This is a genomic window from Burkholderia sp. AU17457, assembly GCF_002223255.1.
Lineage (GTDB): Bacteria > Pseudomonadota > Gammaproteobacteria > Burkholderiales > Burkholderiaceae > Burkholderia > Burkholderia sola.
This window is the reverse complement of sequence record NZ_NKFB01000005.1, coordinates 349,529-366,587: the sequence shown is the minus strand read 5'-3', so window position 1 is coordinate 366,587 and position 17,059 is coordinate 349,529. Positions and strand designations below refer to the sequence as shown.

Sequence of the window (17,059 nt, the reverse complement as noted above, 5' to 3'; positions counted from 1 at the left end):
TCAGCGGGTCGTATGGGTTGCCGCCCATGCGGCCCGCGCTTCTTTGATGCCTCGGGTTTCCCCTTCTTTCTCCCCTCTTCGCTACGTCTTGTTGGGCAAGACGGCTTTCTTTCGACCATCGGGGTGGAGGGGTTGCGTTCAGTTCCGATGACGAGAAGCATCGCTTCATGACCAGTGTAGTCCCGCCGGCATCTCAGAAATGGGAAAATAAGCGGGACTGGCCGTTTGGCAGAGGGACTTGGACAGATCAAGAGCATTGATATTTTGAATGCCGCTTACCTTCAAAGCCAGATCCCACACAGTCAAATACACGCCTCACAAAAATTACAATCGATCAAAAATTGATCCTTTGTGCGGATAATACAATTTCTCGTACAATCTAGCTGCGTATTCGTCCGTCATCCCAGCAATAAAATCACACACGATACGAGTTGCCATCTGCGCATCACCCCTGACTTCCCGATATTTTCTCAGCGCATTACTAGGCAAAAGCCGCTCCGGATCCGAATTTATAGCATCAAACAATTCTATAATAAGTTTTTGCCCCTTGAATTCCAACTGCTGGACATTGCTACTTTTTATGACCTTAATTTTAACGAGCTCAAATATGTGACGCAACAGATTCTCGTACGACGGCTCCATTTCGGCATTCCACTTAACAAGATCACACATTGCGGCCGAGACACCTGACCTTACAATCTTCGTATTGGTAATAAATCCATGAACCAGACCACCGATAGTCTTTTTACGTCGATAACTCTCATCCGCAAACAGCTCTTCAGCCAAAAGATCATCATCCAAGTTACAATCAGAGAACAACTCTCGATGCCCTTCGTTATGCTCCTTCCAATCTTTTCGCGTCACCATCCTCAACGAAATAGCGTCCTCCAAATCATGCAGGCTATATGAAATATCATCAGCCAACTCCATGATCGATGTATCCAACGCCTTATTTATTGGCTTATTATGCTTTCTACCACCATCCTTTTCAAATTTCTTCTCCGTCCTCGCAAATTCCAACTTCTCATCCGAACTCAACGGCTGAAAAATCCACTCAACCACTTCATGCTCGTCATCCATGTAGCACTTGGGCGGATGCTGTTCTTCTGCTTTACTAAGCCATGCTGGATTTCGAAGCACACCATAATGACTTTCCACCACGGTAGCTTCATAGGATGCCGGATATTTAAGAATACCCAACATCAATCTGCGAGTCGGATTTAAGCCATGACCCTCAGTATACTTATCCAGACGAGACAATATACGCAATGTTTGACCGTTACCCTCAAACCCACCAAAATCCCTCATACAGATATTAAGCGCAACCTCTCCACCATGCCCAAATGGTGGATGCCCAATATCATGCGCAAGACAAATAGAACTCATCAAGGCGTCATCTGGAAGAGCACTGGCAATTCCAACGTCATCTTGATGACATGACTTCAACCATCGAACAATTCCCACTCCAATCTGAGCGACCTCCATCGAATGAGTGAGCCGTGTACGATAAAAATCACTCTCCCCCAACCCCAAAACCTGTGTTTTTGACTGCAATCGGCGAAACGCAGATGAATGGATCAAACGAGCATAGTCCCGCTCCCATTCAGAACGAACATCATTTGGGCGCGACGTGCTCGCCTCCCGCCTCTCCTGCCACACATCTTCCTGCATATTATTGCCCCCCATATTTACCCCAGAACAAAGCCCTGATTTATTAACAACCCAATCGAATCAGGTCACACAATTCTATCGATCGATTCAACAATATCAAAAATCAAACGAGACACGTCCCGAATATCGGCCTTAATTATAGGCCATGGATCTCTTGGTATTCCTGGTTGTAGATCTCCCTCGTGCGCAATTTTATTTCTCCTTTCCACGACGATCGATAAAGATCGCTTAATTGCCTTCGCTCTATCAACTTTTGTTGCTGAGGTTGCGCCGAGGGCTAACGCAACCTCATTCCACAGCTCACAATTAGATATCATTCGAATACCATCAGCAATCTTTTCTGGATCTTGGTATGTCAAATACCCTAACCGCGTCCTGACCTCAAGATCGAACGCTGCGGCGGCATTTACGAAATTGCTTGCGCCGCGAATCCTCATCAAAACATCAGTTGGAATTACAAATTTTCCAAACCCGCTGGCTGCTGGGCGCACTCCCTCAAACGTTTCAAGCATCTTTTGTGCAACAAGTTCGTGCACGTAAAGATCTAACGCACTTACCCGGGCGACCCATTCTGCACGTAACAACTCATCCGGACGAAGCGCAGCAGTGAGGCGATCTGCCAGAAAAGTATGCATAGTACTTAATTGATCACAGCGCTCCCATATGGATCGAAAATGGTCAATTGGGGACATATGATTTACGCCGTCAGAGCGATAAATTTATCGGCACACTCACTGAATGCATCCTCAAACACCCTCATACTCTCAGCAGTTTGCTCCCAAATTCGTCCTTGCTGCCCTAGCTTTTCGGCAGTCAGAGCATAGACTGGAAGTTGATGCTCCTGCGACAACGCAATAAGACTGTTAAAATCGGCCACTGACAAAATAGGCTCTGACGGCGGAAATTCAACTCGAGCCTCAAAATCTGCACCGTCCAGCAACTGCGCCGTTTCCAAACTCGGAACCAGCTGCTGCTGCAATCCATCCTTAAGCTTCTCAACCCACCGGTCAAACGCCGCACTTGGCCTACCATTTCTAGGTCGATATTTCTGAATTATTGCCCCAATAAAAGTCGCACGCGGCTCCGGGAACGGATAGTCAGCATTTCGCAAAACATCCATACTATACGCCGTTCTCGCCCACACAGCCCACCTTGGCAGTGATTTTGCAAGCGAGCTGAGAGCCATTGATGAAAAATAATCAGGATGTAACGGAACAATGAAATGATCGCTTGTCATTAAAAGATTCTGATTAATCGGACCGAGACTTGGGCTCATATCAACGAGAACATAATCAGCCCGATACTTCTCTGCGGTCCGATCAAGGAGAAAGCGCAACGCTCCCGGCAAATTACGCAAAGCAAGCAATGATCCACTCAGTTCTTGAGCAATACCCAACGTAGTTTCATATTCTGCCAACCCAATATGACCAGGCAGCAAGAACACATTGTCGTTCCCCGGAATTTCTCCACATTCTGCACCTATAATTTGGCGCGGCCTCGACTCAAAAGCAGGTGCCAAACCATCCTTAACATTATTTGCAGGATCGGGCTGATAAGTCTGCTCAAGATCCTCAACACCGCGGTAACCGAGGACCATACCTGTAAGATTACACTGTGGATCAAAATCGGCCAAAACCACTCGCTTCCCTTTCAATCCCAACATCCAACCTAAGTTAAAAACCGTGGTTGTCTTACTTACACCACCCTTATGATTAAACAGGCACACTATTTTTGTCATATTATTTCCTTTAAATTAAGATGAAATTGGTACAGAAGCTATTGAAAAACTTCGCCTGCTATAGCTTACATGCCAGACACGAATCTCATGCATTCAAGCTGCCGAGAGAATCACTTTGCGAAGCGGCCCTTCCTTCGCTCTTCAGGAGCAATCGGCACGAAGGGCGACAATATATTGAACACGCATTTCTCGCCACATGAATAAACCCCTTCCTTTTCTTAATCGCCTTCGTCAATGTTTTGCCCTCCACCACCACCTTATCCCGGCTTTCTGCCAGCAGCAACAGCCTCACCGTCACATTCACGGGCTTCTGCTTCAGCAACAGTTCGGAAAAACCGAAACGTCGCCATATCATCCGTAAGCACATCGGTATATGAATCTCGTTATCGAACGATAACGGCAACATCGCCGCTAAACTTGAGACCAACACTACCACCTTCAACAGGCATCTAAAAGCCGGGGCAGTCTAACAAGCAGATTCACCTTCCATCATCCGATTTGAAGAACCACTGATCAGGCCAAGACGTCATCCCGTCATCGGCAATCCCACCCCACCTTCACGGAGAAAGCCATTCACCTTACGCGCCCCAACAAGCTTTATCGGATCCGCATTCAGCCAGGTGGTGTATTTCTTGCCGCCCAATCTTCGGTCGAAGCCGTGTTTCCTGATTTCACAACCCTCCGATCCGCGAGCTAAGAATCGATCGACAACAACCATAGCCAGAAGCACAACCGGCGACTTTCAGCCAGGAAATGTCTTTCGTTGTCTATAACGCCCCTGAAACCATATCGGAATGTAAAAACGGCCGCCGTGACCCACGGCAGCCGCCCTCAGAAACACCCCCGATCAGCCCTTACTCATCCACCTTAAAAGCCGAAACCAGCTTGGTCAATTCCGCCGCCTGTTGCTTCAAACTCTCCGCCGCCGCCGCGCTTTCCTCAACCAAAGCCGCATTCTGCTGCGTCATCTGATCGAGCGACTGCACCGCGTCCCCAATCTGATCGATCCCGGCACTCTGCTCCAGGCTAGCCTCGGCAATCTCGCTCATCATCGCGCTAACGCCCTGAACCTGCGACACAACATCACTCATCACCTTCCCCGCCTCGCTAACGAGCCGCGACCCGGCACCCACCGTCCCCGCGCTATGCTCGATCAGCGATTTGATCTCCTTCGCCGCCTGCGCACTGCGCTGCGCCAGATTCCGCACCTCCGAAGCCACAACAGCAAACCCACGCCCCTGCTCCCCCGCCCGCGCCGCCTCCACCGCAGCATTCAACGCCAGAATATTCGTCTGAAACGAAATACTGTCGATCATCACGATGATCTCGGAGATCCGCTGCGACGCGTTGCTGATCTGCTCCATCGTCGTCACGACCTCGCCCACAACCTGCCCACCACGCGCCGCCGTATCCGCCGCGCCGTTGATCATCTTCGCGGCCGTCGTCGCCGTCTCGGTGTTGTTGCGCACCACGGCCGTGATCTCTTCCATCGACGAAGCCGTCCGCTCCAGGTTGCTCGACTGCCCTTCGGTGCGTTCGCTCAGATCCGCATTCCCCGACGCAATCTGCGCCGACCCGGTCGCAATCGAAGCCGAAGCCGCCCGAATCCGGTGAACCAGCGTCGACAGCGACGACACGAACCGGTTGAACGCATCCGACAACTGCCCGATCTCGTCCTCGCTCTCGACCGTCATCCGGCGCGTCAAATCGCCCTGACCGCTGGCGATCTCCGACAGCAGCGTCGCCGCCCGACGAATCGGCGCGGCAATCGCTCGGCCCACCAACCAGATCACGAACAGCGCAACCCCAAGCCCCACCACCGCCGCGACCAACGCCGCACTACGAATCGCACGCGTCACCGGCCCGAGCAATTCGGCCTCCGGCACCTGAACAACCACATACGCATTCAGCTCCGGAATGAACGACGTCGCGATGAAGCGCGCGCCGCCATCACCCTCGTAACTGAGATACGCATACGGCTTGCCCGCAAGCAACGTCGACGACGCATCGCCCGGTAGCCCCGGCTCGTCCTTCAGAAAATGCTTGCCGTCGATCAGCGACGTATCGCGATGCATCATGATCGCGCCGTCGGGGCGCACGAGATACGCAAACCCGCTCTCGCCGATCCGGTAGGCCGAGATCCCCTTCGCGAGCGCATCGACGGACAGGCTCATGCTCGCCGCGCCGATCGGCACGCCGTCGAGTTCCACGCGGCTGTTGATGAACATCATGTAGCCGCCGACGGTCACCTCGCGATCCATGTTCACGTCGTACGCCTTGCCCGACGAAAGAAAGCTGGTCAGCCACTGATCCTTGTCGGTCACCTTCCGCTGCAAGCCGGCTTCGTTGTAGTAGTTGCCGCTCTTCACCGACACCCACTGCACGGACGCGGCCTTCTGCTCGTCCTTCACGTTCTTCGCGAGCTGAATCCAGTTGCGTGTGCCGGCATCGGGTTCGCCGTCGGCTTCCCATTGCAGCAGGAACGCATCACGCGCGAGAATGCGCGACGCGGCGATCGGGCCAGCCATCTGGCGCTGCACGTCGGCGCGGATGCCGTTGACGGCGGTCGGCAACTCTTCGCGGACGACGCGATCGCGCACCGCGTTGCCGATCAGACGGACACTGAGCCCGCTCGAAATCGCGACGAACACGAGCAGGCAACTCGTCATGCTGAGAATCAGCTTGTTCTGAATGGAAAGCTTGCGCCAGAAATGCATGGGGAACCCTCGATAACCGCTCGGTCTGAGCCAGATTGGGTTATCGGCAGGCGGGCGCAGAATCGCATCGCTGATTTCAGATAGCGATCATTCGAGATTCGTTATGTTGTTAAAGAGCGGGCATATGCGGCCGCCTATATGCACGAGAAACAACGCAAATACGAGGCGCTGATCAGTAAGCAACGAAGATCGTGACGCGCCGGTTCCTCGCCCTTGAAGCCGCATCGTCCCCCGCGACGAGCGGCTGCGTATCGGCCCGCCCGATCGCGGCCAGCCGATGCGGCGCGACACCGCGCTCGGTCAGGTAGCGGACCACACTCCCCGCACGCGCCGACGAAAGCTCCCAGTTCGATTCATATTTCGCGTTCGCGATCGGCACGCTGTCGGTGTGGCCTTCGACGAGGATGTCGCCGGTGGCATGCGCGCTCAATGCCTGTGCAATCTGGTTCAGCACCGGCGACGAATCGGGCAGCAAGCGTGCATCGCCGACGTTGAACAGGATCTTCGCGTCGATACCGATCTCGACGCCATGCGGCGCCTTCACCAGCGAAATGCGCCCATTCGACTTCAACGAATCGAGCAACGCGAGCCATGGCGGCGCTGGCTCGGACTTGGCGGCATCGACGGAAGCAGTCGCAGCGCCCCCAGCCTGTCGCGCAAGCGTCTGATACCGCGCATCGAGCGCGTTGTATTTCGCGAGCTGAAGCACATACAGCGCGAGAAACAGCACCATCAGCGTCGTGATGAGATCCGCGTACGAAATCAGCCAGCGCCCGGACTGCGCGCCTTCGAGTTCGTGATCGTCGCGATCGGCAGCGGATGCGCCGTCAGTTCGAGCAGTCATGCTGTCGGGAATCCGGGTTCGTCATACGAGACAGGCACAGGTACAGGTGCAGATACACGCAAGCACAAAGCGCACGACCATCACGCCAGCGTTTCCGCCGCCCGCCCACGCACATCGCCGGTCAACCGCGTCTCGATCGTATGCGGCGATTCCTTGCGCGAGATCGCGAGCAAGCCGTCGAGATACAGCTTGCGGAACCGCATCTCGCTATCGATCTGCGCGCGCAGCTTGCCGTACAGCGGCAGGAACACGAGGTTCGCAAACGCGAGCCCATACAGCGTCGCGACGAACGCCATCGCGATGCCCGGCCCAAGCTGCGCCGGCTCCAGAATATGGCTCGTCACCTGCACGAGCCCGAGCACCGAGCCGAGAATGCCGAAGGTCGGCGCATAGCCGCCGGCCTGCTGCCACACGCGCACGGCGGCGAGGCGGCTGCGTTCGTACGCATCGAGTTCGCGCTGCAACGCATCTTCGAGCACCGCGGTCGACACACCGTTCGCCAGCAGTTCGAGCCCGCGTCGCGCGAACGGATGAATTCCGCTCACGTCCATCGATTCGAACGCGAGCAGCCCGTCGAGCTTCGCGCGGTCGCCCCATTCGAGCAGATCGGACAGGTTCTTGCGATCGACTTCGCGCGCGCGCACGAACGCGAGCCGCAACTGCTTCACCGCGTCGAAGAAGCGCGCCCACGTGTTCTGGATCATCACCGCGCCGAGCGTACCGCCGAGCACGATCACGAGCGCCTCGAACTGGAACAGCATCGAGAAATGCCCACCTTCGAGCGCGAACCCGAACACGATCGCCGCGCCGCCCAGCATCACACCGACCAGGGTCAACAGATCCATACGCCCCCCGTATCACGCATCCGACGACAGTGTCGCCGCGACGGACGCCGCACCCGCCGCAGGCGCCTTCGCCGCGCGCACGGCCTCCAGCACGCGCTGTTCGATGTCCTCGATCTCGATCGGATCGAGCTTGAGTTCGCGGCGCATCACCCACGACACCTCGTTGCGCCGCGCCTCGGTCATCACGGAAAACAGCTTGTCGGCCACCGCGCGATCGTCGAGGTTCGCGATCAGTTTCGCGAGGTCGTAGGTATCGAACGCGCTGATCACGTCGAACAGCGTGCGCGGGTCGATCCACACGAGATCCTCGAGCGCGCGCACGTCGCCGCCGCGGCGGCCATTGCGGCGCGAGAAGTACGCAACGCCCTTCTGTTCGACGTAGTTGAGCACCTTCGATTTGCGGAACGCGAACACTTCTTCAGCGATCTCGCCGTTCGACAGCTTGTTGAGCAACAGCGTCTTGTCGACGCCGATCAGCGATTCGAGATCGGTCAGCTCGATGAGTTCGAGTTCGCTGTTGATGGACACGTCGAGATCGTGATCGGCCACCTGCTGCGCGCGGTCGACCACGCGTGCGGCGTCGAACGTGACGACCTGGCGCGCATCCGACGAAGCCGCGTAATCGGTTGCGCCACCGCCATCGCCCTGCGCGGCTTCGATCGTGACGAGGTTGAGCTTCTCCATGCGCCGCAGCATCGCGAGCACGTGCGGCCGTGAATGGCCGGCAATCGCGCGGCATTTGCGGATCACTTCGGCGAGCGGCACGGAGGTTTCGGCCGCATGCGCCTGCATCGGCCGGCGCGCCCACATGTCGCCAGGTTCGCGCCCATCGGCGCCCGCCATCAGCGACAGCACGTGCGCATACGACAGCACGCCCGGCATGAAATCCGCATGCGTATAGGTCGCGAGCTGGTCGTCCTTGCGCTTCACGCGGCGGATCATCGTTCGCACGATATGACGCAGCAGCGCGGACACGCGCTCGATTTCTTCATCGAGGATGCCGGCCGGCACGACCGTGAGCTGACAGAACGACAGCGCCTTCGCGGTATGCGCACGCGGCTCGGCGGCGAGCAGCGCCGATTCGCCGAAGAACTCGCCACGGCCGAGCGTCGCGACGATCACGCGCTTGTCGTCGCAGCGCGTGGACAGCTCGACCTTGCCGTCGGTAATGAGGAAGATGACGGGCTCGCCCGCGAAGCCCTCCGAGTAAATGATTTCCCCGGGCGCGGCGGTACGCGTCCACGATTGCTGACGATTCACAAGTCGATCCCCCTGCTGCGCTGGTTGTTGCGGACTGCGCGTCGCACGTCTGAAGCATGCGATCGCGAGTCGTCCCCGTGACTTGTTTACGTCATCGGGCGCAACGCCCTTTAGGGCATTCGTGCTCGTTTTGAACCGAAATCAAGGTGAAACGTTTGCGAGTTGCGCAGGTCCATCGATCGTTCGTTTCGTCGTTCGCACCTGTAGTGAAATTGAAAGCGCGCCGCGATCGAACGCGTCAGAACTCCATGTCGAGTTCGTCGATGTCTTCGTGCTCGGCCTTCGCCGCGTCGATCCACTCGGCGACGAACGGATGCGCCAGCACGCGCATGCAGTACTCGGCGATATCCGGTTCGAGCTTCACGTCGTAGGTCAGGAAGCGCGTGACGACCGGCGCGTACATCGCATCGGCGATGCCGATCTCCGCCCCGAACAGCCAGGGGCCGCCGTACTCGGCCAGGCACTCGCGCCAGATGGTCACGATTCGCTCGATGTCGTGCTGCGCGCGCGACCAGATCCGGAAGCCGGGGAAATGCCCGCGCAGGTTCATCGGCAGCGCGGATCGCAATGCGCTGAAGCCGGAATGCATCTCGCCGCAAATCGATCGGCAGTGCGCGCGTGCGTGGCGCTCGTCGGGCAGCAGTCGCGCCTGCGGGCGGATCTCGTTCAGGTACTCGGCGATCGCGAGCGTGTCCCACACCGCGTTGCCGTCGTGCGTCAGGCACGGCACGAGGATCGATGGCGACAGTAGCAGCAGTTCGGCGCGCGACGTGGCATCAATCGGCACGCTGATCGTCTCGAACGCGAGGCCGCTCAGCTTCGCGAGCAACCACCCGCGCATCGACCACGACGAGTAATTGCGGCTGCTGATGGTCAGCGTCGTCCGTGCGTTGGATTCCATGTCGCTCCCCTGCTGAATGTCGTTCGTGCCCCTGCACCGTAAACGGACGCGCCGTCGGACCGCGCACCACGCCTGTGCGGTCCGTACGCCGAACTGGCGCAACGTCGCACGGCATCGCGACACGTGTCGCACGCCCGGCCAGCAAGGCAACGGATCGCCTTCGCCCTGCTCATCACGTACCGCGCGCGTCGCCGCGCTCCCGAACCGCTGCAACGCGCGTGCCAGCCGCATGCTGGCATACGCCTTGCCTCGTTACCTGCAATGCGGCGTCACGAGCGACGGTCATGAATCTGCTTGCCTATCCGTTTTATCAATGGTCTGCGGAATGCCTGCGCCCGGCGCGTGCATGGGCGGCCGCCACGCGCGCGACGATGTCGCTGTGGCCGCCGGCGACATCGACGCCGACGGGCCGCATGGTCGACGCGCTGTGCGAGCTGCTCGAATGCTGCGCGTTCTCGCACCGGCGGCCGCCGTTCGGGATCGCGTCGGTCGTCGTCGACGGCGAAACGGTGCCGATCGTCGAGGAAGCGGCCGCGGCCACCCCGTTCGCGACGCTGCTGCATTTCCGCAAGGCGCGGCCGGTCGCGCGCCAGCCGCGCGTGCTGATCGTCGCGCCGATGTCCGGGCACTTCGCGACGCTGCTGCGCGGCACGGTGCGCACGATGCTGGCCGATCACGACGTGTACATCACCGACTGGCACAACCCGCGCGACATCCCGCTGGCGGCCGGACGTTTCGGTTTCGACGAATACGTCACGCACGTGATCGACTTCATTCGCCACATCGGCCCGGACGCGCACGTGCTCGCGATCTGCCAGCCGACCGTCGCGTCGCTCGCGGCAGTCTCGCTGATGGCGGCGGGCGGCGATCCCGCGCAGCCGGCGAGCCTGACGCTGATGGCTGGCCCGATCGACTGCCGCGTGAATCCGACGAAGGTCAACGAACTCGCGACGAGCCAGCCGATCGAGTGGTTCGCGCACAACCTGATCAGCGTGGTGCCGACGGGCTTCGTCGGCGCGCAGCGGTGCGTGTATCCGGGCTTCGTGCAGGTCGGCGCATTCATGTCGATGAACCCGGACCGGCATGCGGCGTCGTTCGCCGATCTGTACTACGAGCGCGCGAAAGGCGACCCCGCGAAAGCCGATACGTTGCGGCATTTCTACGATGAATATTTCGCGACGGCCGACCTCACCGCGGAGTTCTATCTGGAAACGGTCGAGAAGGTGTTCCAGCAGTACGCGCTCGCGCGCGGCGAATTGACGGTCGGCGGCACGCTCGTCGAACCGGCGGCGATTCATCGTACCGCGCTGTTGACGGTCGAAGGCGAGAAGGACGATATCTGCGCAGTGGGCCAGACGGTCGCCGCGCAGGAACTATGTTCGGGGTTACCGTCGTACCTGAAGACGCACCATGTACAAACGGGTGTCGGGCACTACGGCGTGTTCAACGGCAGCCGATGGGAAGCGCAGATCTATCCGATCGTGCGCGCGACGATCCACGACAACGAGCCGTACGATCGCACCGCGGATGCGGAAGGCGACACAAGCGGCGCCTATTACGTCACGCTGCGCGCGCTGCTCGATGCGCGCACGGCCGGGATCGATGCGGCGAACGAAGCGCAATCGGATCACGCGACTGAACGCGGGTAGTGACACAGTGAATCACCCCGCCGGAAAGGCGGGGCGACGTTTGCTGCAGCATCCGGACGACGCGCGATCGAACCACTCACGCGCCCGGCCGGCTCGTTGCACGCAGGCCTTGCCGTGCGGCTAACGCCCGGCGTCGACAGGCCGTGCACCGCATCTGCGTGCAATCGACGATCTTTGACATCGCACCGTCAATTGACGGCCGAAGCTGACGACTGTCTTTCTTTTCTTTCTGGTTCTTGGGCTTCAGGGCCGTTTGGAATTCGAATCAACAGGCGGAGGCGGAAGGTCGGTCGCGGATTTGGGCGGACCATAAAAAACCGCCTGAATGCAGGCGGTTCGTCGAAAACGCACACCGAGCCGGCACGCTACGCACCGACCTCGCCCCACGGCGTTGGCTCCGGCACCGCGCACGGCCCGTCGACGTCGATCGATTTGAAGTCGGCAGGCCCGACGATCTCCAGATACTCCATGTCCGGCGAGTAGTCGAACAGGTAGTGGACGATCCCCGGCGCCTGGTGCACGCAGTCTCCGGCCGCCACCAGCGTTTCCTGGTCGCCGTACATGAAGCGCGCCCAGCCCTTCAACATGATCACGATATGGAACTCGGCCTCATGACGGTGCCAGCCGGTGCCCGCCGCCGGTGCATGATTGGCCCTGACGAGTTGCGCGACGACCTTGCCGTTCGTCGCGGCGGCGATGCCGAGATCGCGATACAGGAAGAAGTCGCGCAGGCCCTCGCCTTGATAGGCGGTGTCCTGCGGCTTCACGTGGGAAAAAGCGGTGGTGGTCGGCGTGCTCATCGCGGTGCTCCTTCATCGAAAGGATCACGCGAGACAAGCATTAAGCGTTCCAGTTTGCGACGGCGCGAAACCGTGCGTACTTACTTCAACCGCCCCGACAGAAACTGCCCGAGCCGCTCGCTCTTCGGATTCACGAGGATCTGCTGCGGATCGCCCTCTTCCTCGATCTTCCCCTGATGCAGGAAGATCACGTGGTTCGACACGTTGCGCGCGAAGCCCATCTCGTGCGTGACGACGACCATCGTCCGTCCTTCCTCGGCCAGCTTCTGCATCACCTTCAGCACTTCGCCCACCAGCTCCGGATCGAGCGCCGACGTCGGCTCGTCGAACAGCATCACCTCCGGCTCCATCGCAAGCGCACGCGCGATCGCGACGCGCTGCTGCTGGCCGCCCGACAGGTGCGACGGGTACATACCCTCGACGCGCGGCGCGAGCCCGACCTTCTCCAGGTACTTGCGCGCCCGCGCGACCGCCTCTTCCTTGCCGACGCCGAGCACGGCCATCGGCGCCTCGATCACGTTCTCGAGCACCGTCATGTGCGCCCACAGGTTGAAGTGCTGGAACACCATCGACAGCTTCGTGCGCATGCGCTGCAACTGCTTCTGGTCGGCCACGCGCAGCGAGCCGTTGCGGTCGCGCGTGGTCTGGATCGGCTCGCTGCCGATCGTGATCTGCCCGGAGCACGGCTGTTCGAGGAAATTGATGCAGCGCAGGAACGTGCTTTTGCCGGAGCCGCTCGAGCCGATGATGCTGATCACGTCGCCGGCCTTCGCCTTCATCGACACGCCCTTCAACACCTCGTTGTCGCCGAATTTCTTGTGCAGGTTGTCAACGGTAAGCTTGTACATGCTGGGTCCTTCGTTGCGGATCTTGCGAATGCATTAATGGCTGCGCGGCGCGAGGTACGCGAGCCAGCGCGTCTCGAGCTTGCGGAACGCCCAGATGAGCGCGAACACGACGACCGCGTACAGCACGGCCGCGATGCCGTACGCCTGGAACGACATGTACGTCGCCGAATTGACGTCGCGCGTGACCTTCAGGATGTCGGGGACGGTCGCGGTGAACGCGAGCGTCGTCGCATGCAGCATCAGGATCACTTCGTTGCTGTAGCTCGGCAGCGAGCGGCGCAGCGCGGACGGCAGGATGATGCGCGTATAGAGCTTGAAGCGCGACATCCCGTAGGCCATGCCGGCCTCGATCTCGCCGGCCGGCGTCGCCTTGATCGCACCCGCGAAGATCTCGGTCGCATACGCGCATTCGTTCAGCACGAACGCGAGCAGCGTGCAGTTCATCGCGTTGCGGAAAAACGTGTCGAGCAGCACGTGGTCGTGCACGACCTGCAGGCTGTAGATGCCCGTGTAGCACATCAGCAGCTGCACGTAGAGCGGCGTGCCGCGGAACACGTACGTATAGAGCCACACGGGGCCGGAGATCCAGCGGTTCGACGACGCACGCGCGATCGCGAGCGGCACGGCGAGCGCGAAGCCGAGCGCGATGGACACGACCAGCAGCCACAGCGTGATCGCGAGGCCGCTGAAGCGGTAGCCGTCGGAATAGAGATAGCTTTGCCAGTACTGGCCGACGAGTTCGATCACAGTGCGAGCCTCCGGACACCGACGGAATAACGTTTCTCGAGGTGGTGCAGCACGACGTTGGACACCGTCGTGATCGCGAGGTAGATCGCGCCCGCCGCGAGCGTGAAAAAGAAGAAATCGAGCGTGCTCTTGCCCGCGTCCTGCGACGCCTTCACGACGTCGGCGAGGCCGATGATCGACACGAGTGCGGTGGCTTTCACGAGCACCTGCCAGTTGTTGCCGATGCCCGGCAACGCGAAGCGCATCATCTGCGGGAACAGGATGCGGTAAAACACGCGCCAGCCGCTCATCCCGTATGCGAAGCCCGCTTCGAGCTGGCCGCGCGGCACCGCGAGGAACGCACCGCGGAACGTCTCGGTGAAGTACGCGCCGTAGATGAAGCCGAGCGTCACGACGCCGGCCACGAACGGGTCGATGTCGATCTGGTCCCAGCCGAGCAGGTCGGTCACGTCGTTCAGCAGGATCTGGATCCCGTAGAACAGCAGCAGCATCAGCACGAGGTCGGGCACCGCGCGGATCAGCGTCGTATAGAACGTGCCGACCGACTTGAGCGCGCGGTTGGCCGACAGTTTCGCGGCCGCACCCGCGAGGCCCAGTATCAGCGACGCGGCGAGCGACAGCACCGCGAGCTTCACGGTCTCGACCGTGCCGGCCCACAGAAGCGGGCCAAATCCTTGGAAGATCATATTAGGGATCCAGAACGATGTGGCTGGATTGTCAATAGCCATTAAGCGCGCATCAAACGAGTTCTGCGCACTACCTGATGCCGTCCGCTCATCAAGCCGGACGCGTCGCGCGAGGGACGCGGCGCGCGCCGCGATCGATGCGCGGCGCACGGGCGGTCAGCCGCCGTAGACGTCGAAGCGGATCGTCGGCCCATCCTTGGCATGGGCGCCGACCGCGAGGCAGGCGAGGGCAATACTGAGCGCGAGTTTCTTCATGGCGTTCCTGTCAGAGGCGAACCGGGACGGGTTCCAGCCGGACTGCGCGCCGTGAACCCTCCAACCGGGAAATCGCTCGTTCAGGCGATGCCCCAAGTTGTACATACAACTTTGCCTTTTCAGGGTGGAGGCCAGCAATCCGTGTTTATCTCTAATTGTCGGCGGATTAGGATCAGCGAGCCTTATTTTCCTTGATTTTCAATTAACTACTGATTACGCAAGGCTGAATGACAGCTTTCTCGCCGCGTATGGAGGTGGCCGGACAGTGCGCGGCAGCTGTCTAGACTTCGTCGGCCGAGTCATCCAACGACAGACCCACCACCGCGCTCGTCATGCCTTCCGCTCTTGGCCAGCACGGCCCGGCACGTTTACGCATCCTTTGCAGGCGCGCGGCGAGTCTATACACCGTCTCGCCACGGCGATTTCTAGAATGGGGGCCATGTCCAGGACGAGATCTCCGCGGTGCGGAGCCCGCTGCGACCGGGGATGAGCACATGAAACCGACCAGAACCGATTCCGCTGCTTCACGCACGCTGCCGCCCGATCGTTCGCGGCGCCGCTCTCCCACGGACGCACTCGTGCTGCTGTCGATCCGCGTCGAATCGGACAACCTCGCGCTCGTGCGGCGCCAGTTGCATCAGGCCGTCGGCGCCGCGCTCAACTGCTACACGGCCGCGATCGACAGCCGCACCGGGTGCGCATGCATCGAACTCGAAGTCGCGCGGTCGCAGGCGTCGCCCGCGATCCTGTCGATCCTGCGCGTGCTGCCGGCCGCCGAGTTCGGCACGATCCGCCTGCTCCTGCATTAGCCGGCGTCCACCGCCACGCGTGACACGCGTCACGCGCTCCCCTTTCATCGATTCGCACACGCGTGTCCGCACGGGCGCGCGTGACGGATCGCCGTTCCCGTCGCAACGGGCCTTTCCAGGAAACATACGCAATGAAAAAAGCAGTCGTCGGTACCCTCTCGCTCGCCTTCATCGGCGCCGCCGCGCATGCGCAAAGCAGCGTCACGCTCTACGGAATGCTGGATGCCGGTATCGCCTATACGAACAACCAGTCGGGCAAGAGTGCGTGGCAGCAAGGCAGCGGGCTGCTGTCGAATACGGTCTTCGGGCTGAACGGCAACGAGGATCTCGGCGGCGACCTGCATGCGCTGTTCCGGCTCGAAAGCGGCTTCAACCTGAACAACGGCACGCAGTCCTATCGAAACACGATGTTCGGCCGCCGTGCGTACGTCGGCCTGCAGAGCGACCAGTACGGCACGCTGACGCTCGGCCGCCAGTACGACGCCGTGGTCGACTATCTCGGCCCGCTCGCGATGGCGAACAACGGCGACGGCAACAACCTCGCGTCGCATCCGTTCGACAACGACAACCTCGACGATTCGTTCTACATCGACAACGCGGTGAAATACACGAGCCCCACGCTCGCCGGCTGGCAGTTCGGCGGCCTGTACGGGTTCGGCAACGCGGCCGGCGGCTTCGCGAACAACCGCGCATACAGCGCGGGTGTGTCGTTTGCGAACGGGCCGGTCAGCGTCGGCGCCGCGTACCTGCAACTGAACCGCGGCGGCCTGACGGCCGGCGGCGCACTGTCGACGAACGACGCGCCGAACTTCCCGGCCGTCCGGCAGCGCGTGATGGGCGCCGGCGGCAGCTACGCGTTCGACCGTCTGACGATCGGCGCATTGTGGACGCATACGATGTTCGACGAGACGGCCGCGTCGTCGCTGCCCGGCGCGCTGAACGCGTTGCGCTTCGACAACTACGAAGTCAACGCACGCTATGCGCTGACGCCGGCCGTCTCGTTCGCGGGCGCCTATACGTTCACCGACGGCCGCTACGACGAAGCGACCGGCAGCCACCGGCCGAAGTGGCACCAGGTGACGCTGATGGCCGACTACGCGCTGAGCAAGCGCACCGACGTGTATGCGGAAACCGTGTACCAGCACCAGTTCGGCGTGTCGTCGGGCGCGACGCTCGGGTTCGCGAACGTCACGGGGCTCGCGGCTTCGTCGACCGGCACGCAGGTGGTCGCAACGGTCGGCATCCGGCATCGCTTCTGACCGCGCGCGGCCGTCGAAGGCCGGCCGCTC

The 17,059-nt window shown here is 60.2% G+C and carries 15 protein-coding genes; 3 read left to right on the top strand and 12 right to left on the bottom strand.

The genetic code is table 11. The features are described from left to right. Positions 1 to 324: 324 nt before the first annotated feature. From CFB49_RS18890 to CFB49_RS18860, 8 genes are all read right to left on the bottom strand, one after another. Positions 325 to 1,671 (bottom strand): anti-phage deoxyguanosine triphosphatase, encoded by a 1,347-nt coding sequence (locus CFB49_RS18890; protein WP_089492784.1) that lies wholly within the window; start codon positions 1,669 to 1,671, stop codon positions 325 to 327. 65 nt (positions 1,672 to 1,736) lie between these two features. Beyond that, positions 1,737 to 2,306 carry a hypothetical protein gene (locus CFB49_RS35785; protein WP_143329299.1) on the bottom strand — a complete coding sequence of 190 codons (570 nt, stop codon included), beginning with the start codon at positions 2,304 to 2,306 and terminating at the stop codon, positions 1,737 to 1,739. A 62-nt stretch (positions 2,307 to 2,368) separates the two neighbouring features. Next, positions 2,369 to 3,409: a ParA family protein gene (locus CFB49_RS18885; protein ID WP_089492030.1), complete on the bottom strand. Its 1,041-nt coding sequence runs from the start codon at positions 3,407 to 3,409 to the stop codon at positions 2,369 to 2,371. An 854-nt stretch (positions 3,410 to 4,263) separates the two neighbouring features. Continuing rightward, positions 4,264 to 6,126, bottom strand: coding sequence for a methyl-accepting chemotaxis protein (locus tag CFB49_RS18880; protein ID WP_089492029.1), 1,863 nt, complete (start codon positions 6,124 to 6,126; stop codon positions 4,264 to 4,266). Positions 6,127 to 6,298: 172 nt separating this feature from the next. Then, a complete protein-coding gene (locus tag CFB49_RS18875) occupies positions 6,299 to 6,970 on the bottom strand; it encodes an OmpA/MotB family protein (RefSeq protein WP_089492028.1) in 672 nt (223 codons plus the stop codon). 80 nt (positions 6,971 to 7,050) lie between these two features. After that, entirely contained in the window at positions 7,051 to 7,815 is a 765-nt protein-coding gene (locus CFB49_RS18870) for a flagellar motor protein (protein ID WP_089492027.1), read from the bottom strand. A 12-nt stretch (positions 7,816 to 7,827) separates the two neighbouring features. Continuing rightward, the gene (locus tag CFB49_RS18865; RefSeq protein ID WP_089492026.1) at positions 7,828 to 9,075 is read right to left on the bottom strand and encodes a Crp/Fnr family transcriptional regulator; all 1,248 of its coding nucleotides are present in this window, start codon (positions 9,073 to 9,075) and stop codon (positions 7,828 to 7,830) included. Positions 9,076 to 9,313: 238 nt separating this feature from the next. Further along, positions 9,314 to 9,976 carry a glutathione S-transferase family protein gene (locus tag CFB49_RS18860; RefSeq protein ID WP_069618621.1) on the bottom strand — a complete coding sequence of 221 codons (663 nt, stop codon included), beginning with the start codon at positions 9,974 to 9,976 and terminating at the stop codon, positions 9,314 to 9,316. Positions 9,977 to 10,260: 284 nt separating this feature from the next. On the opposite strand from CFB49_RS18860, the gene CFB49_RS18855 reads away from it, so the two are divergent. Next, positions 10,261 to 11,625 (top strand): polyhydroxyalkanoate depolymerase, encoded by a 1,365-nt coding sequence (locus CFB49_RS18855; protein WP_089492025.1) that lies wholly within the window; start codon positions 10,261 to 10,263, stop codon positions 11,623 to 11,625. Between the two features lie 365 nt (positions 11,626 to 11,990). Here the strand turns inward: CFB49_RS18855 and CFB49_RS18850 are convergent, their stop codons facing one another. From CFB49_RS18850 to CFB49_RS18835, 4 genes are all read right to left on the bottom strand, one after another. After that, a complete protein-coding gene (locus CFB49_RS18850) occupies positions 11,991 to 12,425 on the bottom strand; it encodes a cupin domain-containing protein (protein WP_069618623.1) in 435 nt (144 codons plus the stop codon). A gap of 80 nt (positions 12,426 to 12,505) precedes the next feature. Next, the gene (locus CFB49_RS18845; protein WP_069618624.1) at positions 12,506 to 13,273 is read right to left on the bottom strand and encodes an ABC transporter ATP-binding protein; all 768 of its coding nucleotides are present in this window, start codon (positions 13,271 to 13,273) and stop codon (positions 12,506 to 12,508) included. Positions 13,274 to 13,306: 33 nt separating this feature from the next. Next, positions 13,307 to 14,020 carry an ABC transporter permease gene (locus tag CFB49_RS18840; RefSeq protein ID WP_089492024.1) on the bottom strand — a complete coding sequence of 238 codons (714 nt, stop codon included), beginning with the start codon at positions 14,018 to 14,020 and terminating at the stop codon, positions 13,307 to 13,309. Continuing rightward, on the bottom strand, positions 14,017 to 14,706 hold the full coding sequence (locus tag CFB49_RS18835; protein WP_089436087.1) for an ABC transporter permease: 690 nt from the start codon (positions 14,704 to 14,706) through the stop codon (positions 14,017 to 14,019). The genes CFB49_RS18840 and CFB49_RS18835 overlap by 4 nt, the downstream gene beginning before the upstream one ends. A gap of 749 nt (positions 14,707 to 15,455) precedes the next feature. On the opposite strand from CFB49_RS18835, the gene CFB49_RS18825 reads away from it, so the two are divergent. After that, positions 15,456 to 15,770, top strand: coding sequence for a hypothetical protein (locus CFB49_RS18825; RefSeq protein ID WP_089492023.1), 315 nt, complete (start codon positions 15,456 to 15,458; stop codon positions 15,768 to 15,770). 131 nt (positions 15,771 to 15,901) lie between these two features. Then, positions 15,902 to 17,029 carry a porin gene (locus CFB49_RS18820; protein WP_089492022.1) on the top strand — a complete coding sequence of 376 codons (1,128 nt, stop codon included), beginning with the start codon at positions 15,902 to 15,904 and terminating at the stop codon, positions 17,027 to 17,029. Positions 17,030 to 17,059: the final 30 nt, after the last annotated feature.